Origin of the sequence: Actinomycetospora aeridis (assembly GCF_037400275.1) — a bacterium.
GTDB classification, from domain to species: Bacteria; Actinomycetota; Actinomycetes; order Mycobacteriales; family Pseudonocardiaceae; genus Actinomycetospora; species Actinomycetospora aeridis.
Window position 1 is genome coordinate 545,658 of the sequence record NZ_JBBEGL010000004.1, and the last position, 23,705, is coordinate 569,362.

Here is a 23,705-nt window from a genome sequence, read left to right on the forward strand (position 1 = left end):
TCGCGTTGCACCTGCAACGTAACCGAGGTGGCGTTGCGAGTGCAATGTGACAAGGTGTCTCCGTGCCGAAGCAGGTCGACCACCACGAGCGCCGGACACTGCTCGCGGACGCGCTGCTGCGCGTGGCCGCCGAGCGAGGGCTGATGGACGTGAGCCTGCGCCACGTCGCCGCCGAGGCCGGGGTGACCGCGGGGATGGTGCAGCACTACTTCCGCACCAAGGACGAGATGATGATCTTCGCGCTGGACGTCGTCGCGGCGCGCGTGCAGGCCCGGCTGCACGACGACCCGGACCCCCGCCGGCTCGTCCGATCCCTGCTCGTGCAGCTCCTGCCGCTCGACGCCGACCGCGAGCTCGAGGGCCGGGTTGCCGTCGCGTACCACGCCTACGCCGCGACCCGCCCCGACGTCGCGGCCCGGCTGGAGGAGGACACCCGCGGCATGCGCGCCGCCGTGGCCGAGCGCATCCACGCCGCCGCCGGCTCCGGGCCCCTCGACCCCGAGATCGCGGCCACCGGCCTGCTCGCGCTGGTCGAGGGGCTCGCCGTGCACGTCCTGGGCGGCCACCTCGCCCCCGCCGACGCGCTGGCCACGCTCGACGCCCACCTCGACGTCGCGTTCGGGGAGCCCGCTAGTACGCCGCCTCGAGCAGCGCCGTGAGGCTCTCCCGCGTGACCGGCGCGGGGTTCGCGTACGGCTGGGCGAGCACCGCGTCGACGACGCGCGCCAGCCCGTCGCGGGGCATCCCGAGCGCGGCCAGCGACGTGGGCGCGCCGAGCTCGCGGGCCCGGTCGGCCAGGGCCTTCGCCACCGTGTCGGCGTCCCCGGCGACCCCGAGCGCCCGCCCCAGCGCCGTCACGGCCGCGGGCGCCGACGGCCCGTTGTGGGCGACGACGTGCGGGAGGACGACCGCGTGCGTCTCGGCGTGCGGCAGGTCGAACGAGCCGCCGAGGACGTGGCAGAGCTTGTGGTGCAGCGACATCGTCGTGGCCCCGAGCACCGCGCCGCAGAGCCACGCGCCCTGCAGCGCCCCGGCGCGCGCGTCGAGGTCGTCGGGGCGCTCGACGATCGTCGGCAGCGCCGTGAGCAGGGCCCGCACGCCCTCCTCGGCCATCACCGCGGTGATCGGCGTGCCGTCGGGCGCCCACAGCCCCTCGACGGCGTGCGCGACGGCGTTGAGCCCGCTCGTCACCGACAGGCCGACCGGCAGCGAGCGCGTCAGCTCCGGGTCGTAGACGACGGTGCGCGGCAGCACCGCCCGGTCGCGGCCGGTGCGCTTGACCCCGTCCTCCGTGAGCCCCCAGACCGGGGTCATCTCCGAGCCCGCGTACGTCGTGGGCACGGCGACGACCGGCAGGCCATGGCGCAGCGCGACCGCCTTGCCCAGCCCGACCGACGATCCGCCACCGACCGTGACGCACCCGTCGGCGCCGAGCTCCCGGGCCCGGTCGGCCGCCGCGGCCGCGATCGCCGCCGGCACGTGCTGGCGGGCCTCTGCGAACACCCCGGCGGCGCGCCCGCCCAGGCCGTCGGCGGTCGCCCGCAGGGTCGCCTCCTGCTCGGGCGTCCCGAGCACGAGCACCCGGCGCAGCCCCAGGCGCTCCACCTCGTCGCCCAGGTCGGCGAGACGGCCGGGACCGAAGACCACGCGCATCGGCAGCGCGTCGTGGACGAAGGAGAGGCTCACGCCGGTCACGGTACGACTGCTCAGAGCCGCAGCAGCCGCTCGGCGTTCCCGTAGGCGATCTTCGCCCGGTCGGCCTCGCTGATCGGCGCGGTGCGCAGGAACTCCGTGGCGACGTCCATCTCCTCGAAGGGGTAGTCGGTGCCGAAGAGGATGTGGTCCGACCCCAGCGCGAGCAGTGAGCACAGCAGCGGCGCGGCGGAGCAGACGCCGCTGGTCGTGATGTAGAGGTTGTGCCGCAGGTACTCCGACGGGCGGCCGCGGGCGAGCTCGATGCCGTGGTGGGCGTGGAAGTCCCAGCGCGAGTCGAGGCGCCAGAGCACGAACGGCAGCGCCTCGCCCATGTGCCCGAGCAGCAGCTTCGCCTCGGGGAAGTCGTCGAAGACCCTGCTGAAGATCAGCCGCAGGGCGTGGGACGCCGTGTCGGTGCCCCAGCTCCACATCGGCCCGATGAGCTCCGGGTGTCCCGACAGGACGTGCGCGGCGTCGACGCCGGTGGCCGGGTGCAGGTAGAGCGGCACGTCGAGGCCCTGCGCGTACTCCCACACCACCCGCAGCTCGGGGTCGTCGAGGTAGCGCCCGTGGGTGTGGGCGTTGACGAGCGCGCCGCGCAGGCCGAGCTGGGTCACCGAGCGCTCGAGCTCCTTCGCCGCGGCCTGCGGGTCCTGCAGCGGCAGCGCGGCGAAGCCCGCGAAGCGGGTCGGGTGGGCGTCGACCGTCGACGCCAGCAGGTCGTTGACGGCCGCGGCGCGGGAGACGGCGAGCGCGGCGTCCGGCTCGGCCTGCAGCCCCGGCGAGTTCAGCGAGAGGACCTGCACGTCGAGGCCGGCGGCGTCCATGCGCTCGAGCCGGGCGCCGGTGAGGTCGAGGAGCCGGCGGGACATCTCCTCCCAGACGTGCGGCTCCGCGATCGTCGCCGTCCCGGCGCCGTAGGCGGCGAGCTCCGGGGTCACGAAGTGCTCTTCCAGGCCGATCGTCCGCATCCTGCCCTCGATCCCGTTTCACCATCATGCATTGACTTGCCCAATGATGAATCCTACGGTTCGGCGGTGTCAAACCTCACAGGAGGAGCGCGCATGATCGAGACCACCGACACCGTCGACGTGGCCGTCGTGGGCTACGGGCCGGTCGGGATGGTCACGGCCGCGCTGCTCGGCGCCGCGGGGCACCGCGTGGTCGTGCTGGAGCGCTACGCCGGGCTCTACAACCTGCCGCGGGCCGCGATCTTCGACGACGAGACGATGCGGACCTTCGCGCGCGTCGGCATCGCCGAGGAGCTGCTCCCGAAGATCCACGTGCAGCGCAACTACGAGTGGCGCAACGCGGCGGGCGAGCTGCTCATCGAGCACGACTTCGCCGCGAGCGGCCGCAGCGGCTGGGCCGAGTGGTACATGATGTACCAGCCCGAGCTGGAGTCGGCGCTGGACGAGCGGGTCCGCGCCCCCGGGGTCGAGGTCCGGTTCGGGAGCCCCGTGACGGCGCTGACCGAGCACGACGACCACGTCGAGCTCGGCACCGACCGCGGGCCGGTCCGCGCCCGCTGGGTGATCGCCTGCGACGGCGGCAACAGCTTCGTCCGCGAGGCGCTCGGCCGGACCATGGACGACTACGGGTTCTCCGAGCCCTGGATGGTCTGCGACTTCCGGTTCCGCGATCCGGCCCACCCGCCGGCGGTGCCCACCGCGCGCCAGGTCGGCGACCCGGCCGGCCCGACCTCGATCATCTCGCTCGGCCCGGCCCACCACCGGTTCAGCTACATGCTCGACTCGGTCGAGGACTTCGAGACCGAGCGCGACCCCGACAAGGTCTGGGCCCGCACCCGGCGCTGGCTCTCCCCCGACGACGCCGAGCTCATCCGCGTCGCCACCTACACGTTCCGCTCGCTGGTCACCGACCGCTGGCGGGTGGGGCGCACGCTGCTGGCCGGCGACGCCGCGCACCAGATGCCGCCGTTCCTCGGCCAGGGCATGTGCTCGGGTGTCCGCGACGCCCAGAACATCGCCTTCAAGCTCGACGCCGTCCTGCGCGGACGCCTCGGCGACGAGGTGCTCGACACCTACCAGCAGGAACGCGAGCCCCACGTCCGCGCGGTGATCGAGAAGGGCATCGAGCTGGGCCGCCAGCAGACGGTGCGCGACCCCGAGCGCGCCGCCGAGCGCGACCGCGTGCTGCTGGCGCGGCGGGCGGCGAACCAGCGGCCGGAGTCGATCCGCTTCCCGGGCCTGGTCGACGGCCTGCTGTCCGCATCGCCCGCCGACGGGCGCGGCGAGCTGATGGTGCAGGGCGTCGTCGAGTTCCGGGGCGACGACGCGACCCGGCGCGACCGCCTCGACCAGGTCGTCGGCGCCGGGGCGCACCTGCTGCTCGACGCGCGGCGGGTGACCCTCGACGACGACCTCGTGGCCGCCCTCGGCGACGCGGGCGTCCGCGTCGTGCCGCTGCACGCGCCGGGAGCGGGCCGGCTCGTCGACGCCGACGGCACCCATCTGGCCTGGCTCGCCGACCGCGGCGCGGTCGCGGTGGCCGTCCGCCCCGACTTCTACGTCTTCGGCACCGCCGCCGACCCGGCCGCCGTCGGCGCGCTCGCCCGCGAGCTGGCCGCCGCCCTCGGCGCGCCGGCGCCCGCGCTGCTGTCCCACTGAAACGCCCACCGAGTCACGCCGCCGATCCTCCCGCCGACGCCGCCTGGAGCACCCATGACCGCCCCACCCGCCCGCGCCACCGAGCGCCTCGTCCTGACCCTGTCCGCGGGATTCGCCGCCCTCGAGGGCTACGACCTCGCCTGCTACGGCGTGACCGTCCCCTCGCTGCTCCAGGACCCGGGCATCGGCGCGACGAAGGCCTCCGCGGGCACCGTGGGCTCGCTCGTGGCCATCGGGATGCTGGTCGGCGCGGCGGTCTGCGCGGCGACGATCCGGCGGGCCGGCAGCCGGCGCCTCCTGATCGGCGGGGCCGCGCTGTTCTCGGTCGGCATGCTCGTCTGCGCGATCGCCCCGGGCTTCGCGCTGTTCGGGGCCGCACGCCTCGCCGTCGGGGTCGGGCTCGGCATCGTGCTCCCGACGGTGACCGCCTACGTCGCCGACCTCTCCGCGCCGGAGCGCCGGGCCCGCAACGTCGGGATCATGATGTCCGGCTACGCCGCGGGCGCCCTGCTCGCCCCGCTGCTCGGGGCCGCGCTGCTCACCGGCGGGAGCTGGCGCTGGATCTACGTCATCGGCGCGGCGCCGGCGCTGCTGCTGCTCCCGCTCGCGATGCGGATGCTGCCGGAGAGCCCGGTGCACGAGGAGTCCGGCGGCCGGTCACGGGGTGACCTGCTGGGCCTGCGTCCCCTGCTCGCCCGCGGCGTGCGCGGCGCGACGCTGCTGTTCTGGGCGATGTCGTTCTGCGGCCTGCTGCTCGTGTTCGGGATCAGCACCTGGCTCCCGACGATCATGCAGGCCGCCGGCTACTCGCTCGGGTCGTCGCTGCTGCAGACCGCGGCGATGTGGGTCGGCGCGGGCGTCGGCATGGTGCTCGGCGGCAAGGTCGCCGACCGCGTCGGCATCAAGCCCGTCGTCGCCGTCGCCTTCCTGGCCGGTGCCGCCAGCCTGCTGGTCATGAGCGCCCGCCCGGCGCTCGGGCTGCTGTTCCTGCTGATGTTCGTCAGCGGTCTCGGGCTCATCGGCTCGCAGGTGCTCACCAACGCCTACATCGTCGGCCACCACCCCCCGGAGCTGCGTGGCCGCGCGATCGGCTGGGCGCTCTCGGTCGGGCGCCTCGGCGCGATCGCCGGCCCGCTGCTCGGCGCGGCGATCCTGTCCTCCGGGCTCGGCGTGGCGTGGAACTTCTACCTCTTCGCGATCCCCGGCGTCCTCGGCGCGCTGCTCGCGGCCGCGGTCCCCGCGATCCGGGCCCGCACCACCGACACCTCCGCCGACACCTCCGCGGACCCGGACGCGCCGCGGGTCAGCGCGTAGGACCCCGATCGCTAGGGTCGACCTCGTGGCCCCCGCCGGCACGGACGACGACAGCGACGTGGGCACCGATCCGCCCGGCCCGTCGGGCACCTCCCGCCAGGGCATCCAGTCGGTCGAGATCGCCATGACCGTCCTCGACGCCCTCGAGCGCGGCGGCGGGCCGATGAGCCTCACGCAGATCGCGAACGCCAGCGGCATGGGGGCGAGCAAGGCGCACCGCTACCTCGTGAGCCTCGGCCGGGCGGGGATGGTGGCGCAGTCGCCCAGCTCCGGGCTCTACGACATGGGCCCGGCGCTGCGCCGCCTCGGCGCCGAGTCGCTGCGGCGCATGGACGAGGTCGGCCTGGTCTCGGAGTACATCCCCGGGCTGCGCGACCGCACCGCCCACGCGGTCAACCTCGCGGTGTGGGGCGACCACGGCCCGGTGATCGTGCGGTGGGACTACGGCGCCCACGCCCTCCCGATCACCGTGCGGGTGGGGGCGACCATGCCGCTGCTGACGTCGTCGGTCGGCCGCGTCTACCTCGCTCACCTCCCCAGGGCACTCACCGACTCGGTGCTGCGGGAACAGGGCGCACGACCGTCGGCCGCCGAGATCGACCAGATCACCGAGGACGTCCGGCGCCGCGGCTACGCGCTGACCTCGGGCGGGGTCATCCCCGGCATCGCCTCGGTCGCCGCGCCGGTGCTCACGACCGGCGACTCGCTGCCGCTCGTCGTCGCCCTGGCCCTGCCCGAGAGCGCCGCGTCCCCGGCGATCCTGGAGTCCGTCACCGCCGACCTCCTGGAGACGACGGCGGCCATGGCGGCCGAGCTCGGGGTCGCCTAGAGGTGCGCGGTACGCGGGTCCGCGGAAATCGCAGGTGCGCCGCCGCGTCCGTGGCTACCGTCTCCTCTCGTCCGCAGGCACCCGAGCCGCGGGAGGAGACGACAGGCCATGGAGAAGATCAACGAGCGACTGCTCAACTGGGCGTCGATCCTCGACGACGGCACGCGCGAGCAGGCCGAGCGGACCGCGACGATGCCGTTCATCCACCCGCACCTGGCGCTGATGCCGGACGCGCACCTCGGCCGGGGCGCCACCGTGGGCTCGGTCATCCCGACGCTGCGGGCGATCATGCCGGCGGCGGTGGGCGTCGACATCGGCTGCGGCATGGCGGCGGTGCGGACGCAGTTCTCCGCGGACGAGCTCCGCGCCCAGGGGTCCCTCGCGCCGCTGCGGGAGGCGATCGAGCGCGCGATCCCGCTCTCGGCGGGCCACCACAACCGCAAGGTCGTGGCCACCGCCGAGCCGCGGATCGAGGAGCTGACGACGCTCGCCGACGAGGCCGGCTTCGACCCGACCGGTGACAAGAAGGGCTGGGAACTGCAGCTCGGCACGCTGGGCAGCGGCAACCACTTCATCGAGGTCACCGTCGACGAGGCCGACCAGGTGTGGCTGTTCCTGCACTCCGGTTCCCGGGGCGTGGGCAACAAGATCGCCCAGCGGCACACGTCCGTGGCCCGGGACGCCTGCGCCGGCGTCGACCTGCCCGACAAGGACCTCGCCTACCTCACCGAGGACACCGACGAGTTCTGGACCTACATCCGCGAGCTCCGGTGGGCGCAGCACTACGCGCTGCTCAACCGCGAGGAGATGATGGACCGGGTCGTGCGGCAGACCGCGGAGTTCGTCGGCACCGAGGTCGTGGAGCAGGAGCGGGTGAACTGCCACCACAACTACACGACGCAGGAGACCCACTTCGGCGAGGAGGTCTGGGTCTCGCGCAAGGGCGCCATCGACGCCGCGGAGGGCCGCGCCGGCCTCATCCCCGGGTCGATGGGCACCGCGTCGTACGTGGTGACCGGCAAGGGCGAGCCGCAGTCGCTGCACAGCTCGCCCCACGGGGCGGGCCGGGCCTACTCGCGGACGAAGGCCCGCAACACCTTCACCCACGAGCAGCTGCGGGAGGCCATGGCGGGCATCGAGTTCCGGGACACCGACGCGTTCCTGGACGAGATCCCGGCGGCCTACAAGGACGTCGACGTGGTCATGGCCGACGCGGCCGACCTCGTCGAGGTCCGCCACACCCTGCGGCAGATCGTGAACGTGAAGGGCACCTGAGCCCGGCCGGGAGCCGGGGGACGCCCCTGGGTCGGCGGCGTCCCCCGGTGCACCGGGCCGCGGTGGTGCTCCGCGCCTACACCACCGCGGTCTCGCCCCAGATGTCCTCGAGGTAGCGGCTCGAGGACCGCAGGCCCGCGAGCCAGGCCTCGCCGTCGGCGGCGCCCGCGCCGGTCTTCGCGCGGAACACCGACACCAGGGCCGCCCGCACGCCCGGCGCCATGGTCGAGGCGTTGCCGCACACGTAGACGACCGCGTCGTTCTGCATCGCCGTCCACACCTCGTCGGCCGCGCCCTCGATCGCGTGCTGGACGTAGCGGTAGGGGTAGCCGGACACCCGGGAGTACGCGGGGAACAGCGTCGCGACGCCGGCCTTCTCGAACGCGGCGAGCTCGTCGGCGTAGAGCAGGTCGTCCTCGGGGTCGCGGCAGCCGAGGAAGAGCAGCGACCGGGCGATCGGCACGCCCTTGGCCCGCAGCGACTCACGCTCCTGCAGGAACCCGCGGAACGGTGCCATGCCCGTCCCCGCGCCCACCATGATCATCGGAACGTGCGGGTTCTCCGGCGGACGGAAGGCGATGCTGGGGCTGCGCACGAACGTGAACACCGTGCCGCCCTCCACGACCTCGTCGAGATGTCCCGAGCACACGCCCCGGTACACCGAGCCGTCGCCCGCGCGGGCCGGGCCCTCCAGCACGCCGACCGTGAGGGCGACGTCCGACGACACCTGCGGCGACGAGGAGATCGAGTAGAACCGCGGGCGCAGCGGCGGGAGCAGGTCGAGGAAGTCGGCGAACGCCAGCTCGCAGTCGGGGTGCGCCTCGAGCAGCTCGATCAGCGTCCGCCGCGGCTTCGCGATCGTCTCCCGGTACCGCTCCTTGGCCTCGTCGTCGGCGCCCGCGAGCATCGCCAGCTCGGAACGCGCGGCGCCCTCGGGCATCGCCGCCGCCATCGCCGCGAGCCCCGCGCGGCTCGCCACGTCCTGCAGCTCGACGCAGCCGACGAGGATCGCGAGCAGCGGGTAGGCCTCGCCGACGGGCAGGTGGGTCGGGGCGGCGCCGTTCGCCGTCAGCGTCACGTACTGACCGCCGTCGAGACCGAAGCGCGCGATCACCCTGTTGACCAGCCCGATCGGGTTGCGGGGCAGGACGCCGAGGTGGTCGCCCGTCCCGTAGGACGTGCCGGCCGGGAGCGCGATCTCGAGGTGACGCACCGAGCGCCCGCCCGGCGTGCCCGCCCGCGCGGTGAGCTCCCGGTTGACCCGCACCGTCGCCGCCTGCCCGCGGTAGGACTGCAGCACCGGGCTCGCCGTGCGCCGCTGCTCGATCGCGATCGTCAGGCGGGGGCCGCCCCCGGCCGTCGCGGTGGCCGACGCGTCGAGCCCCAGCGCCTGACCGAGGGCGTCGAACAGGCCGGAGTACCAGTCCTCGAACTGCGCGTCGAAGTCGCCGCGGGCGTCGCCCTCGCCGCGCGGGTACAGGCGCGTCCCCCCTCGGGCCTCCAGCCCGGCGTCGACGCGGGTCGGCACGGCCTGGTAGGTCGCCGCCCAGTCGCGGTTGCCGCACCCGAACACCGTGAACCGCACCTCGGCCGCCGAGGCGTCGGGAGAGTCCAGCCACGCGCAGAACTTCCCGGCGTTGTCCGGCGGCTCCCCGTTGTACGACGAGGTCACGACGACGACGGCGCCCTCGGTCGGCAGCTCCCCGACGGCCTCGTCGAGCGCCGCGGTCCGCGCGGTGTAGCCGCGGTCGGCAGCGTCCCGGGCGACGCGGGTGGCGAGGTCCTCGGCGGCGCCGAGGTTCGAGCCGAACAGCACCAGCAACGGTGTGCCGTGCCGGTCGGTGGGCGTGACGGGCAGCGTCGCGGGGCGCGGTTCGGCGGCGGCCACCGCCGCGGGCCGCGCGGCCGAGCCCCACGTGCGCCCGTCCCGGGGCCGCACGGTGATCGTCAGCCCGTCCGGCTTGATCGTCAGCGCCTCCTTGATCTTCAGTTGGTAGTTCGCGTGGTCGACGAGGTCGAAGCGCTGCAGGACCATCCCGAGCACCAGGACCGCCTCCTGCAGCGCGAACTGCCGCCCGATGCACGCCCGCTGCCCGGAGCCGAAGGGCCGGTAGGCGTTCGGGGGCAGCGCGTCGATGCGCTCCGGGGCCATGTGGTCGGGGTTGAACTCCCGGGCGTCGGGGCCCCACACCTCGGTCAGCCGGTGCAGCATCGGGGTCAGCGCGACGATCCCCGTGTCCGGGTCGAACGGGCCGTACCCGCCGACCGTCTCCCCCGGGGTCCGGGCCTGCCGCGTGAACGCGGGCGCCGTCGGCCAGAGCCGCAGCGTCTCGTCGAGGATCTGCCGGACGTAGCCGAGCCGGCCGATCTGGGCCACGGTCGGCGCGGCGCCCGGGTCGGTGCCGAGCACACGGTCGACCTCCTCCTGGGCCCGCGCGACGACGTCGGGGTTCTTGAGCAGGTAGGCGATCGCGAACGACAGCAGCCCGCTCGTCGTCTCGTGGCCGGCGATGAGGAAGGTGCCGCACTGCGCCACGATGTTGTGGTCGGGCAGCGTGTTCCCCTGCTTGTCGGTGCCGACGAGCATGTGCCCGAGCAGGTCGGTGCCGGGGTCCCCGGACGCCCGCCGCTCCTTGACGATCCCGTCGATCGTGTCGTCCATGAACTTCGCGTTCGCGAGGAACCGCTGCTGGGCGCCCCGGCGCAGCTTCATCTGGATCGGGAGCATCTGCTGGCGCTTGAGGCTCTCCGAGAGCGACTCCATCATCGCCTCGACGAAGGGGTGCTGGGTGTCGCGGTAGAAGGAGTTGAAGCGGTAGCCGAAGCCGCACAGCGCGATGGTGTCGAGCGTCAGCCGGGTCATGTCGCCCGCGACGTCGATCGGCTCGTCGGGGTTGAGTCGCTCCCACTTGAGCATCAGCTGCTGCGCGATGTCGACCATCGGGTCGACGTAACCCTTCATCGCCCAGGTCGAGAAGCTCGGCAGCAGGATGTCGTGCGCGGACTTCCACAGCGGGTCGGCGGTGTCGGCGGTGAACAGCCCGGCGCTCGTGTGGGTCTTGCGCAGCTCGCGCTGGCCGGTGCCGACGAGTTTGTCGAAGCGGCTGTCGTCGCAGAGGTCCTGGACCATCTCGAGGCCGGAGACGACGTAGGTGATCCCGCCGGGCCGGTGCAGCGCGAAGATCGGGCCGTACTGGTCCGCCAGCTCCATGATGCTCTGGATCAGGCGGTGGGTGTCGATGTCGCGGGCGTTGCCGATGATCGGCAGCGGCTTCGGCCCCGGGACGTCGGCGAGGGACCGGGCGGGCGCGTCCGGTGTGGTGGTCATGGCTCGCTCCTCGGGCTCAGGACAGCGGGGGTCGGGTCGGGGGACGGGGCCGGGGACGCGCGACGGGTGTGACGGTCGTGGCGCAGCAGCACGACGGCGACGAGCAGCACCCAGGCCGGCAGGACGAGCAGGCTCGCCGGGTGGTCGGTCGCGGTCAGCAGCAGCCAGCTCGCGAGGAGGTAGCCCACGACCGCGGCGCCGCGGGGCATGACGCCCGCACCGCGCAGCAGCGTCGTCGTGGTCAGCGCGAACATGCCGGCGCCGCGCACCGAGAACAGGAAGACCAGGCCGTAGCCGAGCGCGGAGAGCCCGCGCGCGATCTCCGGGTCGAGCGGGGCGCCGCCGCCGATCGTGGTCAGCAGCACCGGTGTCGCCATCGCCGCGGTGCCGGCGAACAGCAGCGCGACGAACAGGACGCCCGAGAGCAGGTTCAGCCCGTGTGCCATCGCCGACGGGTGGACCTCCAGGCCGTCGAGCACCGAGCGCAGCGCGACGGCGAACCAGAGGAACGCGATCCCCGCCAGGGGCACGAGGTAGATCGCGACCGCGGTGACGAGCGTGTCGCCGCCGCCGTCGTAGAACGCGCCGTAGTCCGACACCGGCGCCGACAGGTGCGGGACGCCGTTGACCGTCACGAGCGCGGCCACGAACAGCGCCGCGAAGACGAGGCCCAGGATCGCGGCGAGGCGCGGCGTCGCCGGCTTCACCGGGCCCACCCCTCGGTGCCGGGGGAACCGGGCCGCTCGGGCTGCAGATCCTCGAGGATCCGCAGCAGGTCGAGCGTGCCCGAGAAGGCCTGCTCACGGCCGGAATCGGTGATCACGGTGCCCTCCAGACGCCCGTCGGACGTGCGGAGGAGATCGACCGACAGGTGCATGGGGACCTCCTCCTCGACGCCGACGAGCGTGCGCCGCGGGAGGGACCGGCCGCCCCGTCCGGACCTTCCAGTCCGCCTTCCAGTCAGGCCCCCACGTGAGCACTTTCCGGGCCCATGGGCCCGGAAAGTGCTCACGTGGAGCGGAGGCGCACCAGCTCGCGCCGGGAGGCGATGCCGAGCTTCGCGTAGACGTTGGACAGGTGGTACGCGACGGTGCGCGGAGTGATGTAGAGGTCGCGTCCGATCTCGCGGTTGGTCAGGCCGCGCGCGACGAGGGCGACGACGGCCTCCTCGTGCGGGGTGAGACCGAGGGCGCCGTCACCGGTGGCCGGGGTGAGGCCCGCCGTGTGCAGCAGCTCCTCGCAGCGCGCCCGCCACGGCCCGGCGCCGAGCCGGGCGAGGGTGTCGCGGGCGCCGCGGAGCAGGTCGACGCCGGCCCGCCGCTCGCCGCCCGCGAGCAGGCGGCGCCCGATCTCGGTCTCGAGGCGGGCGAGCGCGTGCGGCGCCACCACCCCGTCGACCCCGAGCTCGGCCACCGCCCGCGGGTGCCCGCCGTCGAGGCCCAGCCGCAGGCGAGCGACGTCGACGCGGTGCCGGCCGGCGGCGCGCGCCTCCAGCGCGGCGAGGGACGCGGCCGCCTCGTCGGTGCGCCCGAGCGCGAGGAGCGCCTCGGTCTCGAGCACCCGCGGCGCGAGCATCCCGAGCCCGTCGGCGAGGGCCCGCACGGCGGGGTCCCGCGTCGGCGCGAGGGCCTCGAGGACGCCGGCGGGGTCGCCGGTCACCTCGGCGAGCGTCGCCGCGGCCACGGCGGCACACACCTCGACGCCCCACCACCGCGGGCCCGCGGACACCGCGGCGGCGAGCCGTGCGCGGGCCTCGTCGACCCGGCCGCGCAGGGCCAGCGCCTCGGCGGCGAACGCGTGGGCGAGCGCCCCGGGCAGCGCGGTCCCGCCGTCGCGGGCGAGCGTGACCGCCAGCTCGAAGCCCTCGACGACGCCGTCGGGCGCGCCCGTGCGGTCCGCGACCGCCGGGCGGAACGCGAGGGCCAGGGCCAGCCCCCGCACGGGCTCCCCGGCACGGGCCCGCTGCACGGCCTCGTCGAGGTCGGCGGCGGCCGCGGGGTCGTCGCCGGCCAGGGCGGCGAGCACGCCGCGCATGATCAGGGCGTCGACGGGGGGCGGGCCGCCGCCATCGCCGGAGGCCCGGTCGAGGACGACCCGCGCGTCGGCACCCCGCCCCAGCGCGGCGAGCCCGAGCACGAGCGCGAGCCCGCCCGGGAGCCGCACGTCGTCGCCGCGGGCGCCCCGCTCGCCCGGGACCAGCGCGAGCCCGGCCGTCGCCACCGCGCGCTCCGCGTCGCCGTGCAGCAGGTGCAGGATCGCGAGGTGGGCGGCGGCGACCGCCCGGGCGCGGGCCCCCGGCCGCGCGTCCCCGGCGCCGTCGGGCTCCGTCGCGAGCGCCGCGGTGAACCACTCCCGCGCCACGCCGAAGCGGCCGGTGAACAGCGCGAGCTGGCCGAGCACCGCGGAGCGCCACGGCCCGGGCCCGCAGCCCTCGACCGCGTCCTCGAGCGCCACGGCCCGGGCGATCTCGCCGTCGCCGATGAGGCGCGAGGCCGCCGCCAGGAGCCGGCGCTCGCGGTCGTCGAGCGCGGTGCTGAGGTCGGCCGCCGCGCGCAGGAGGTCGGCGGCCTCCGTCCCCGCGAGGGCTGCGCCGGGCGCGGCGACCAGCTCCTCGATCTCGGCCGCGAGCACCGGATCGGGGCCGGCCGCGGCGGCGATCCGGTGCTCGAGCGCGGCCCGCCCCGCGAGGCGCGCGGCCGCCGCGGCGTGCAGGGCCCGGCGCCGCGCGGGGGGCAGGTCGCCGCGCACCGCGGCGCGCACCAGGGGGTGCACGAACCCGATCCGCGCCGGCGGCCCGCCGGGGAGCTCCTCGACCAGCCCGAGCCCCACGGCCTCGTCGAGCGCGTCCGACGGGTCGTCGAGGCCCGCCACGGCCGCGGCGAGGGTCAGCGGGGCGCTCTCCCCCAGCACCGCGGCGGCCACGACGAGCGCCGAGGTGGCCGGCGCCGCCCGGGACAGCCGCACGAGCAGCACCGACGGGAGGCTGCGCGGGGCGGGCAGCGTGTCGGTGGTGCCCGCCAGCACCTCGGGCGGCAGCTCCTCGAGCAGGGCGCGGGCGTGCAGCGGGTGCCCGCGGGTGTGGTGCCAGAGCCGCTCGGCCGCGCCCGTCGACCCCAGCGGCCGGCCCAGCGCCGCCGCCAGCTCCGAGAGCTCGCCGGGGTCGAGGCCCTCGAGGCGGACCCGGCGCACCGCGTCGCCGGTCACGGGCAACCGCTCCCACCAGGCGTCGACGGACCGGTCGTCGGCGGCGTCCCCCGGCCCGGCCGCGGGGTGGCGGATACCGGCGAGCACGAGCACCCGGTCGTGGCGCAGGCGCCGCAGCGCGAACACCAGCGCCCGCACCGACGCCGGGTCGGCCCACTGCACGTCGTCGAGCACGACGAGCACCGGGTCGTCCTCCGGCACCGCCCCGAGGGCGGCGAGCAGCTCCGCCCCGACCGCGAGCGGGTCGGCCCGTGGCGCCCGGTCGGGCCGCAGGAGCGGGAAGCGGTTGGTCAGCCCCGGCGGCAGGCCGGCGACGAGCTGGTCGAGCACGCCGTGCGCGAGCCCGGCCTCGGCGGCGTCACCGGTGGCCGTGAGGACGGCCGCCGCGCGCCGGTCCGCCACGGCGCGCGCCAGGAACGCGGTCTTGCCCGCGCCGGCCTCGCCCTCGACCCACACCACCGCCGGACGCCCGGCCCGCGCCTGCTCCCACGCCTCGTCGACCGCGGCCAGCGGGCCCCGCCGCCCGACGAACACCGGAGAGGACGTGACGCGGCGCGACCACACGGGGTCCGGGCGCGTCCTCATGGTCGAGACGACAGCGCACGCTTCGTCTCCTGTCCAGGAACACTTCCGTGGGAGACCGTGCGGTCGCGCTGTGTGTCAGCGGCGGACCGAGAGCCCCACGCGCTGGAACTCCTTGAGGTCGGAGTAACCGGTCTTGGCCATCGCGCGACGCAGGGCGCCGAAGAGGTTCATCGTCCCGGCGCCGGAGCGGGCGGGGCCGGTGAGCACCGTCGCCAGGTCCGGGGCGACGGTGGGCACGCGGGTGATGCCGCTGCGGGGCAGCGACGGGTGCGCCGCGGACGGCGTCCAGTACCAGCCGCCGCCGGGGGCCTCCTCGGCCGCGGCGAGCTGCTCGCCGAGCATGACCGCGTCGGCCCCGCACGCGATGGCCTTGGCGATGTCGCCGGACGTGCTCATCGCGCCGTCGGCGATGACGTGGACGTAGCGCCCGCCGGTCTCGTCGAGGTAGTCGCGGCGCGCGGCGGCCGCGTCGACGAGCGCGGTCGCCATCGGGACGCCGATGCCCAGCACGTCGTCGGTGGTGGTGGCCGCCGACTGCCCGTAGCCGACGATGACGCCCGCGGCGCCGGTGCGCATGACGTGCATCGCGGTGCGGTAGTCGCCCACGCCGCCGGCGACGACGGGCACGTCGAGGCCGTCGATGAAGTCCTCGAGGTCGAGCGGCGGCTCGCCACCCTCGTCGGGCCCCACGTGCTCCGCCGAGATGATCGTGCCCTGCACCACCAGCACCTCGACGCCCGCCGCCAGCAGCGTGGGCGTGAGCTCGCGGGCGTGCTGGGGGCTCACGCGGGCGGCCACCGTGGCCCCGGCGGCGCGGACGCGCTCGAGCGCCTCGGTGAGCAGGGCGGGCTGGACGGGGGCGGCGTGCAGGCGCTGCAGCTCGGCGACGGCCTCGGCCGGGTCGGTGGCGGCGCGGGTGACGACCTCGCCGAGCACCTTCTCCGCCTCGGGGTGCCGGGCCCACAGCCCCTCGGCGTTCAGCACGCCGAGCCCGCCGAGCTCGCCGACGCGCGCCGCCGTGGACGGGCTGACGACGGCGTCGGTCGGGTGGGTCAGCAGCGGGAGCTCGAAGCGGTAGGCGTCGAGCTGCCACGCCGTCGAGACCGCCGACGACGACCGGGTGCGCCGCGACGGGACGATGTCGAGGTCGTCGAAGACGTAGCTGCGCTGGGCGCTGCGGTTCCGCCCGATCTCGACCTGCTCGCGCACGCGGCTGGTCCCCTCCCGGCTAGCGGGCGCCGTAGTTGGGCGCCTCGGCGGTCATCGTGACGTGGTGCGGGTGCGACTCGGCGAGCCCCGCCGCGGTGATCCGGACGAGGTGCGCACGCTGCAGCTCGTCGATGGTCCGCGACCCCGTGTAGCCCATCGCCGCCCGCAGTCCGCCGACGAGCTGGTGGGCCACCTGGGCGAGGGGCCCCCGGAAGGGTACGCGGCCCTCGACGCCCTCGGGCACCAGCTTGTCGTCGGAGAGCACGTCGTCCTGGAAGTACCGGTCCTTGGAGTACGAGCCCTGCTGGCCGCGGCTGCGCATGGCGCCGAGCGAGCCCATGCCGCGGTAGGTCTTGAACTGTTTGCCGTCGAGCAGCACCAGGTCACCCGGCGTCTCGGCCGTGCCGGCGAGCAGCGACCCGAGCATGACGGTGCCCGCCCCCGTCGCGAGCGCCTTGGCGATGTCGCCGGACGACTGCAGGCCGCCGTCGCCGATGATCGGGACCCCGTGGGGCGCCGCGGCAGCCGCGGCCTCGTGGATCGCGGTGATCTGCGGGACACCGACGCCGGCGATGACGCGCGTGGTGCAGATCGAGCCCGGCCCGACGCCGACCTTCACCGCGTCCGCGCCCGCGTCGACCAGCGCCTGGGCGCCCGCCCGCGTGGCGACGTTGCCGCCGACGACCTCGACCCGCTCGCCGAGCTCCTGCTTGAGCTTCGCGACCATCGCCGTGACCGCCCGCGAGTGCCCGTGCGCGGTGTCGACGACGAGCACGTCGACCCCGGCGTCGACCAGCGCCATGGCCCGCGACCAGGCGTCGTCGCCGACACCCACGGCCGCGCCGCACAGCAGCCGGCCGTCGGGGTCCTTGGTCGCGAGGGGGTACTGCTCGGTCTTGACGAAGTCCTTGACCGTGATGAGGCCGCGCAGGATGCCGGCGCCGTCGACCAGCGGCAGCTTCTCGATCTTGCGGCGGCGCAGCAGCCCGAGCGCGGCTTCGGCGGTGACGCCGACCTGCGCGGTGACGAGGTCCTCGGAGGTCATGACGTCGCGCACCCGGCGCGAGTGGTCGACCTCGAAGCGCATGTCGCGGTTGGTGATGATGCCGACCAGGCGGCCGCTCTCGTCGACCACGGGCAGGCCCGAGATGCGGAACTTGGCGCAGAGCGCGTCGACCTCGGCGAGCGTGTCGTCGGGCGAGCACGTGACCGGGTCGGTCACCATCCCGGCCTCGGACCGCTTGACCACCTCGACCTGGGCCGCCTGCTCCTCGGCCGGGAGGTTGCGGTGCAGCACGCCCATGCCGCCCTGGCGCGCCATCGCGATCGCCATGCGGGACTCGGTGACGGTGTCCATCGCGGAGCTGACGAGCGGGACCCGCAGCGTGACCCGGCGCGTCAGGCGCGCCGACGTGTCCGCCTCGGAGGGCACCACGTCCGACTCGCCCGGCAGGAGCATGACGTCGTCGAAGGTGAGTCCGAGCAACGCGAACTTCTCGGGCAGACCGGGCTCCGTCAGCACCATGACGACAATCGTAGTCCGCACTCCGACGGGGTCCCCCGGGCGCGCGGGCTGCCGCTGGGTGACGCGCGCCGCGATGTGGGTAAATTGCTGGTCGTGGCCTACGAAGCGCTGCCGCCCGATCCGTTCGCGGGAGATCCCGCGGACCCCGCTCGCGCGCTCGGGGGCCAGGACGCCGACGCTTCCGACGACGCGCCCCTCGACGACGCCGAACGCGACGAGGTGGTGGCCGACCTCGGCGACCTCGCGGTGTTCGAGGCCCTGCTCGCGCCCCGGGGCATCCGTGGCGTCGTGGTCGACTGCGAGGACTGTTCCGAGCAGCACTACCACGACTGGGACCTGCTGCGGGCGAGCCTGCAGCAGCTCCTCGACGAGGGTCACATGCGCCCGCACGAGCCCCCGTTCGACCCCGACCCGGCGGCCTACGTCACGTGGGAGTACTGCCGCGGGTTCGCCGACGCGACGCTCGCCGAGTAGCACGGGCGACACAGCTCACACCAGCTCTCACACACGAACGGCCCGGTCCCCCGAGGGGGACCGGGCCGTTTCGTCGTTGAGTGCTCGCGCGTCAGTTCGTCGTCGGCGACGTCGAGTCGGCGGGAGGCGTCGACGGGGTGTCGCTGGGACCGTCGTCCCCGCGGGTCTCCGGGTTGACCGTCTCCGGCCCGGGGGCCGGGGAGTCCTCGGCCGGCGGCACGGCCGGGTCGGCCGGGCTCTCCGTCACCGTGTCCTCCGGGGCCTGCCCCGCACCCGACGACGGCTCCGACGACGACGGCGAGGAGCCCGTGGACGACGAGGGCTCGCGGGTCGACCGCGACGGCTCGGACGTCAGGGAGCTCTGCACCCGGTCGCGCTCGGCCACGAGGGGCGCCTGCTGCTCGGGCGCGACCTGCGGGATGGCGATGTTGGCCTGGGCCAGCTCGTTGCGCGCCGTCTGGGTGTCGCCGCGGGCGAGGGCGCCGTTGGCGGCCTCGATGCGGTTGCGCACCTCCTCGACGCGCTCGACGCCCTGGGCCCGCTCCGAGAAGAAGACCTTGGAGACGCCCCAGAGCGTGTCGCCCGGCATGGCGCCGTGGACCGCGACGGTGAGCCCCGCGCAGGCGACGGCGGCCGCCACGGCGGCGATCGCGAACGGCATGCGGCGCCGACCGCGCGACCGTAGGCGATCGCGGCTCTCGTGGCCGGCGGCGACGGCCTCGGCCGCCTCGTCCAGCGACACGAGCTCCGGCATCGGGTCGGCCTCGATGTCCGCCCGCCACGCCGCGAGGATCGCCGCGAGGCGATCGTCGTCGGCGCCGCCGAAGCCGTACGCGCCGGTGTCCGCCGCAGCGCCGGCACCGCCGGCGAGCGCGTCGATCAGGGCGTCGTCGGCCCGGACCGCCGCGAGGTCGACGGGGCCGTCGACGAGGTCACCCTCGAACCCGCCCGACGCCCGGTGGCCGCCCACTCAACTCACCTCTTCCGAGATCGCGGACACCGCGGTCCGCAGCTTCGACAACGCCCGGTGCTGAGCCACGCGCACGGCGCCGGGGGTGGATTCGACCGCTTCCGCGGTTTCCTCCGCCGACAGTCCAACGACGACACGCAGCACGAGGATTTCCCTCTGTTTGGGCGGCAGCGTGTCGAGCAGTTGACCCATCTGGACGGACAACGCTCCGTTCAGTGCTCGCTGCTCGGGTCCGTCCCGGGGATCGAGCTCCTCGGGGAGCTCCTCCACGGGCTCGGACCGGCTGCGGGCCACCGAGCGGTGCGCATCGACGACCTTGTGGGCCGCGATGCCGTACACGAAAGCGAGGAACGGGCGGCCCTGGTCGCGGTACCCCGGCAGCGCGGTGAGCACGGCCAAGCACACCTCCTGAGCCACGTCGTCGGCGGAGACCGACGACCGTTCCTGGCGGCCGATGCGCGCGCGGCAGTACCGCACGACCAGCGGCCGGATGATCGCGAGAACGCGGTTGAGGGCCGAGCGGTCGCCGTCGTTGGCGGCGGCCACCAGACCCTCGAGGTCGTTCCCTGCGTCAGTCATCGCTGCACGTGGCCCCGGTGTTACGCGGGGCGGTGGCGCCGGATGCGTCTGCTGCGTCTGCGACGGCATCGGTGCCCGGGCCACCGCCGGACGGTCCGGCGACCCGGCCGAGGTGAGGTGGCCGGGCGCCGACATGGCGGGGTCAACATACCGGGCGGTCTCGGGCCCCGGCGTAGGGCGAGGCGCGGCGTTCGCCCGATCCGGGCGGTGCCACCGGTCCGCGGCGCGGTGGACCGCCCGCGGAATGCCGATCACGGGCGTCGGGACGTCGTCGGTGTGCACCGGACCTCCCGGGCGACCGTCGTTCCGGTACGCGGTCAGGAGACCAGACCTCGCCGGAAGCCGTGCGCGACGGCCTGCGCACGGTCACGGACGCCGAGCTTGCGGAAGAGCCGGCGGGCGTGGGTCTTCACCGTGTCCTCGGAGAGGTAGAGCTCACGCCCGATCTGCCCGTTGCTCTTGCCCTGCGCCATGCCGCGCAGGACCTGCAGCTCGCGCTCGGTGAGCTGCACGCCGGAGTCGGCGGGCGTGCGCGGCGCGGGCACCGAGGTGCTGGCGAGGGTGTGGGCGAGCGCGGCGACGAGCTCGGGCCGCGAGGCGTCCCAGCGCAGGTAGCCCCGGGCACCGCCGGCGATGGCCGCGGCGATGCTGCCGGAGTCGTCGGGCGCGCCGAAGACGATGACGTTGGCCTGCGGGTGGGCGGCCACGAGGCGGCGGGTGGCCTCCACGCCGGTGGGCACCGCGCGCTGGGTGCCGACCAGGACGACGTCGACCGTCTGGCGCGAGAAGCGCGTGAGCAGCTCGTCGCCGTGGGCGACGCAGTCGATGCGGTGGACCCCCGGGACCGCGGACATCACCCTGGTGAGGCCTTCACGGACGCTGCGACGGTCGTCGCAGATCAGCACCGTGGTCACGGGAGCTCCTTTCTGCAGCGCCGCTGCAGCCGATGAGCGAGCACTCTCCCCCATCGGCGCGGCGACCGACGAGCTTGACCCGCCGCCCGGAGCGATTTCGGCACGACGTGCGGCCGGTTCGCGTGCGGGTCCCCGCTCGGCGTGCCGGTCCATGCGCTCTCCTCGTTCGACGGGCGTCAGGACGGTGGTCCCACCTCGACCGGGCCCCGAGGGGTCCGCGGGTCGTCCACGGACCGATCGGGCACCGGTCGGCATGCCGAGCGGCCGAGGTGGCGTCCCTCCCCCTCTTCAACGTGCGGGCGACCCTACGGTGACGACCGGAGATCCACCGGATACGACCGTCCGGCGACACCCCTGTGTACTCCGCGTGCGGGGAATGATCACGGATCGGAGCCGGTTCGGCAAGCACCCCGACATGTAGGGGACCGCTCGGCGATGAATACATCGGGGAATGGCGCACGTCGCATGCTGTGGACGGGTCGTGCACAACCGCCATAGGGTCGCTCCTGGTCGTCGCCGTCCGCGCCGACGCGCGTACACAGCGTGACGACCGTCTGGAGGCACGGCGCGATGCGGGGCCGGGCGCGGCCCGCACCGGACGTGCGCAGCCGGACCTGCGGGTCCTCGCGACGTGGAGGTGGCGCATGGCCGACGTCCGCCGGCTGCCGGGACCCAACGCCGACGTGTGGGACTGGCAGCGACTCGGGGCCTGCCGTGGCATGGACAGCACGTTCTTCTTCCACCCGGACGGCGAGCGCGGACCGGCGCGGGCCCACCGGGAGCGCCGCGCCAAGGCGGTCTGCCGCGACTGCCCCGTGATCGAGCCCTGCCGCCGCCACGCGATCGCGGCGGGCGAGCCCTACGGCATCTGGGGCGGCATGTCCGAGTCCGAGCGCGTCGCGGCGGCCACGGGCCGCCCCCGCCGCCTGGGCTGAGCACGCACGAGAACGGGCCCCCGGCCGATGGCCGGGGGCCCGTTCGTCGCGGTTCTACGGACTAGTGCCCGTGCCCGTGGCCGTGCCCGTGACCGCCACCGGCGGCCGCGGGCTCCTCCTCCTCGGGCTTGTCCACCACGGCGCTCTCCGTGGTGAGGACCATCCGCGCGATGGAGGTGGCGTTCTCCAGGGCGGAGCGGGTCACCTTCACCGGGTCGATGATCCCGGCGGCCATGAGGTCGCCGTAGGTCTCGCTCGCGGCGTCGTAGCCGTTGCCCCAGCCGCCCTCGGCGACGCGGGAGCTGACCACCGCACCCTCGAGGCCCGCGTTGCGGGCGATGGCCTTCAGCGGCGCCGAGAGGGCCCGCCGCACGAGGGCCACGCCGGTGGCCTCGTCGCCGGTGCGGCCGAGACCGTCGGCGAGCTCGGCCGAGGCGTGCAGCAGCGCGCTGCCGCCACCGGGGACGATGCCCTCCTCCACCGCGGCGCGGGTGGCGGCGATGGCGTCCTCGATGCGGTGCTTGCGCTCCTTCATCTCGGTCTCGGTGGCCGCACCGACCTTGATGACCGCGACGCCGCCGGAGAGCTTCGCGAGCCGCTCCTGGAGCTTCTCGCGGTCCCAGTCGGAGTCGGTCTCGTCGATCTCGCGGCGGATCTGGGAGACGCGGGCCTCCACGTCATCCCTGCGCCCGCCGCCCTCGACGAGGGTGGTGGCGTCCTTCGTGACGACCGCGCGGCGCGCGCTGCCGAGCACCTCGGGACCGACCTCGGCGAGCTTGATGCCGACCTCGGGGTTGACCACGGTCGCGCCGAGCGCGGCGGCCAGGTCGTCCAGGAACGCCTTGCGGCGGTCGCCGAAGAACGGCGCCTTGACCGCGGCGACCTTGACCGTCTTGCGGATCGAGTTGACGACGAGCGTCGAGAGCGCCTCGGCCTCGACGTCCTCGGCGATGATCAGCAGCGGCTTGCCGGACTCGACGACCTTCTCCAGCAGCGGGAGCAGGTCCTGGATGGAGCTGATCTTCTCGCGGTGCAGGAGGACCTGGGCGTCCTCGAGCACGGCCTCCATCGAGTCGTTGTCGGTGACGAAGTAGGGCGAGATGTAGCCCTTGTCGAACTGGAGGCCCTCGGTGACCTCCAGCTCGGTGGCGAGCGTCGAGGCCTCCTCGACGGTGATGACGCCGTCCTCGCCGACCTTCTCCATGGCCTCGCCGATGAGGTCGCCGATCGTCTGGTCGCGCGAGGCGACCGCACCGACGGCGGCGATGCCCTGGCGGCCGTTCACCGGCGTGGCGCGCGAGCGCAGCACCTCGGTGACCTTCTCGGTGGCGGCGAGCATGCCGGCGCCGAGCGCGGTGGGGTTGGCGCCGGCGGCGAGGTTGCGCAGCCCCTCGGAGACGAGGGCCTGGGCGAGCACGGTGGCCGTCGTCGTGCCGTCACCGGCCACGTCGTTGGTCTTCGTGGCGACGTTCTTCGCCAGCTGCGCACCGAGGTTCTCGAACGGGTCGTCGAGCTCGATCTCGCGGGCGATGGTGACGCCGTCGTTGGTGATCGTCGGACCACCGAACTTCTTCTCCAGCACGACGTGACGGCCCCGGGGACCGAGGGTCACGGTGACCGCGTGGGCCAGCTGGTCGACGCCGCGCTCGAGCGCGCGGCGGGCGGTCTCGTCGAAGGTGATCTGCTTGGGCACTAAGCCAACCTTTCGGGCTGAGCCTTCCTGACGGCCTCGCGGCGGCGCAGCCCAACGACGCCGCCCCGGCGCCCCGTGGGGGCCACCGGGGCGGCGTTCGTCTGGCTGCGCTGCTCGCGGGTCCTAGTTGACGACCGCCAGCACGTCACGCGAGGAGAGGACCAGGTAGTCCTCGCCGTTGTACTTGATCTCGGTGCCGCCGTACTTCGAGAAGATGACGACGTCACCCACCGCGACGTCGAGGGGGATGCGGTTCCCCTTGTCGTCCACGCGGCCCGGGCCCACGGCGAGGACCTTGCCCTCCTGGGGCTTCTCCTTGGCCGTGTCCGGGATGACGATGCCGGAAGCGGTCGTCGTCTCGGCCTCGCTGGCCTGGACCACGAGCTTGTCCTCGAGCGGCTTGATGTTCACGCTGGCCACGTCGGTGACCTCCACCTGTCTGGAGTCGGAGCGGATGCATCCTGTTGACTTCACGACACCGGCGGTCCGCCCCGCCGTCGCGGGTGCCGGAGCGGCTCCGATGCCGTGCTGATTGGCACTCTAGCG

At 74.7% G+C, this 23,705-nt stretch carries 20 protein-coding genes; 7 read left to right on the forward strand and 13 right to left on the reverse strand.

Annotated features, from left to right (window positions below):
* The first annotated feature begins 62 nt into the window (after nucleotides 1–62).
* On the forward strand, nucleotides 63–659 hold the full coding sequence (locus WCD41_RS17170) for a TetR/AcrR family transcriptional regulator (RefSeq protein ID WP_337714684.1): 597 nt from the start codon (nucleotides 63–65) through the stop codon (nucleotides 657–659).
* Here WCD41_RS17170 and WCD41_RS17175 read toward each other — a convergent pair.
* Both WCD41_RS17175 and WCD41_RS17180 read right to left on the reverse strand, forming a co-directional pair.
* The gene (locus WCD41_RS17175) at nucleotides 631–1,686 is read right to left on the reverse strand and encodes a maleylacetate reductase (RefSeq protein ID WP_337714685.1); all 1,056 of its coding nucleotides are present in this window, start codon (nucleotides 1,684–1,686) and stop codon (nucleotides 631–633) included. The genes WCD41_RS17170 and WCD41_RS17175 overlap by 29 nt on opposite strands.
* Before the next feature lie 20 nt (nucleotides 1,687–1,706).
* The gene (locus WCD41_RS17180) at nucleotides 1,707–2,666 is read right to left on the reverse strand and encodes an amidohydrolase family protein (protein WP_337714686.1); all 960 of its coding nucleotides are present in this window, start codon (nucleotides 2,664–2,666) and stop codon (nucleotides 1,707–1,709) included.
* Between the two features lie 93 nt (nucleotides 2,667–2,759).
* Between WCD41_RS17180 and WCD41_RS17185 the strand changes: the two genes are divergently transcribed.
* The 4 genes from WCD41_RS17185 to WCD41_RS17200 all read left to right on the forward strand — a co-directional run bounded on the left by WCD41_RS17185 (nucleotide 2,760) and on the right by WCD41_RS17200 (nucleotide 7,743).
* Nucleotides 2,760–4,325 (forward strand): bifunctional 3-(3-hydroxy-phenyl)propionate/3-hydroxycinnamic acid hydroxylase, encoded by a 1,566-nt coding sequence (locus WCD41_RS17185; protein ID WP_337714687.1) that lies wholly within the window; start codon nucleotides 2,760–2,762, stop codon nucleotides 4,323–4,325.
* Between the two features lie 54 nt (nucleotides 4,326–4,379).
* Entirely contained in the window at nucleotides 4,380–5,639 is a 1,260-nt protein-coding gene (locus WCD41_RS17190) for an MFS transporter (protein ID WP_337714688.1), read from the forward strand.
* 25 nt (nucleotides 5,640–5,664) lie between these two features.
* Nucleotides 5,665–6,468, forward strand: a complete 804-nt coding sequence (locus tag WCD41_RS17195; protein ID WP_337714689.1) for an IclR family transcriptional regulator — start codon at nucleotides 5,665–5,667, stop codon at nucleotides 6,466–6,468.
* Nucleotides 6,469–6,576: 108 nt separating this feature from the next.
* On the forward strand, nucleotides 6,577–7,743 hold the full coding sequence (locus WCD41_RS17200; protein WP_337714690.1) for an RtcB family protein: 1,167 nt from the start codon (nucleotides 6,577–6,579) through the stop codon (nucleotides 7,741–7,743).
* Nucleotides 7,744–7,819: 76 nt separating this feature from the next.
* Here WCD41_RS17200 and WCD41_RS17205 read toward each other — a convergent pair whose 3' ends face one another.
* The 6 genes from WCD41_RS17205 to guaB all read right to left on the reverse strand — a co-directional run bounded on the left by WCD41_RS17205 (nucleotide 7,820) and on the right by guaB (nucleotide 17,594).
* Nucleotides 7,820–11,071 carry a bifunctional cytochrome P450/NADPH--P450 reductase gene (locus tag WCD41_RS17205; RefSeq protein ID WP_337714691.1) on the reverse strand — a complete coding sequence of 1,084 codons (3,252 nt, stop codon included), beginning with the start codon at nucleotides 11,069–11,071 and terminating at the stop codon, nucleotides 7,820–7,822.
* On the reverse strand, nucleotides 11,068–11,778 hold the full coding sequence (locus WCD41_RS17210) for a hypothetical protein (protein ID WP_337714692.1): 711 nt from the start codon (nucleotides 11,776–11,778) through the stop codon (nucleotides 11,068–11,070). The genes WCD41_RS17205 and WCD41_RS17210 overlap by 4 nt, the downstream gene beginning before the upstream one ends.
* A complete protein-coding gene (locus WCD41_RS17215) occupies nucleotides 11,775–11,948 on the reverse strand; it encodes a hypothetical protein (RefSeq protein ID WP_337714693.1) in 174 nt (57 codons plus the stop codon). The genes WCD41_RS17210 and WCD41_RS17215 overlap by 4 nt, the downstream gene beginning before the upstream one ends.
* 131 nt (nucleotides 11,949–12,079) lie before the next feature.
* Nucleotides 12,080–14,860, reverse strand: coding sequence for an ATP-binding protein (locus WCD41_RS17220; RefSeq protein ID WP_337714694.1), 2,781 nt, complete (start codon nucleotides 14,858–14,860; stop codon nucleotides 12,080–12,082).
* Between the two features lie 75 nt (nucleotides 14,861–14,935).
* The gene (locus WCD41_RS17225) at nucleotides 14,936–16,069 is read right to left on the reverse strand and encodes a GuaB3 family IMP dehydrogenase-related protein (protein WP_337714695.1); all 1,134 of its coding nucleotides are present in this window, start codon (nucleotides 16,067–16,069) and stop codon (nucleotides 14,936–14,938) included.
* A gap of 19 nt (nucleotides 16,070–16,088) precedes the next feature.
* Entirely contained in the window at nucleotides 16,089–17,594 is a 1,506-nt protein-coding gene (gene guaB / locus WCD41_RS17230; protein ID WP_337714696.1) for an IMP dehydrogenase, read from the reverse strand.
* Between the two features lie 93 nt (nucleotides 17,595–17,687).
* On the opposite strand from guaB, the gene WCD41_RS17235 reads away from it, so the two are divergent.
* On the forward strand, nucleotides 17,688–18,068 hold the full coding sequence (locus WCD41_RS17235; RefSeq protein ID WP_337714697.1) for a DUF5319 domain-containing protein: 381 nt from the start codon (nucleotides 17,688–17,690) through the stop codon (nucleotides 18,066–18,068).
* Nucleotides 18,069–18,159: 91 nt separating this feature from the next.
* Here the strand turns inward: WCD41_RS17235 and WCD41_RS17240 are convergent, their stop codons facing one another.
* From WCD41_RS17240 to WCD41_RS17250, 3 genes are all read right to left on the reverse strand, one after another.
* The gene (locus tag WCD41_RS17240; protein WP_337714698.1) at nucleotides 18,160–19,038 is read right to left on the reverse strand and encodes an anti-sigma-D factor RsdA; all 879 of its coding nucleotides are present in this window, start codon (nucleotides 19,036–19,038) and stop codon (nucleotides 18,160–18,162) included.
* Complete coding sequence (locus WCD41_RS17245) at nucleotides 19,039–19,617, reverse strand: sigma-70 family RNA polymerase sigma factor (protein ID WP_285648660.1); 579 nt, start codon at nucleotides 19,615–19,617, stop codon at nucleotides 19,039–19,041.
* A gap of 317 nt (nucleotides 19,618–19,934) precedes the next feature.
* Entirely contained in the window at nucleotides 19,935–20,531 is a 597-nt protein-coding gene (locus WCD41_RS17250) for a response regulator transcription factor (RefSeq protein WP_116709579.1), read from the reverse strand.
* A gap of 644 nt (nucleotides 20,532–21,175) precedes the next feature.
* Between WCD41_RS17250 and WCD41_RS17255 the strand changes: the two genes are divergently transcribed.
* Nucleotides 21,176–21,466: a WhiB family transcriptional regulator gene (locus tag WCD41_RS17255; RefSeq protein WP_274280642.1), complete on the forward strand. Its 291-nt coding sequence runs from the start codon at nucleotides 21,176–21,178 to the stop codon at nucleotides 21,464–21,466.
* Nucleotides 21,467–21,527: 61 nt separating this feature from the next.
* On the opposite strand, the gene groL is transcribed toward WCD41_RS17255, so the two are convergent.
* Both groL and groES read right to left on the reverse strand, forming a co-directional pair.
* Nucleotides 21,528–23,159, reverse strand: a complete 1,632-nt coding sequence (groL, locus tag WCD41_RS17260; protein WP_337714699.1) for a chaperonin GroEL — start codon at nucleotides 23,157–23,159, stop codon at nucleotides 21,528–21,530.
* A gap of 123 nt (nucleotides 23,160–23,282) precedes the next feature.
* Nucleotides 23,283–23,579 (reverse strand): co-chaperone GroES, encoded by a 297-nt coding sequence (groES, locus tag WCD41_RS17265; protein ID WP_507237354.1) that lies wholly within the window; start codon nucleotides 23,577–23,579, stop codon nucleotides 23,283–23,285.
* Nucleotides 23,580–23,705 lie beyond the last annotated feature (126 nt).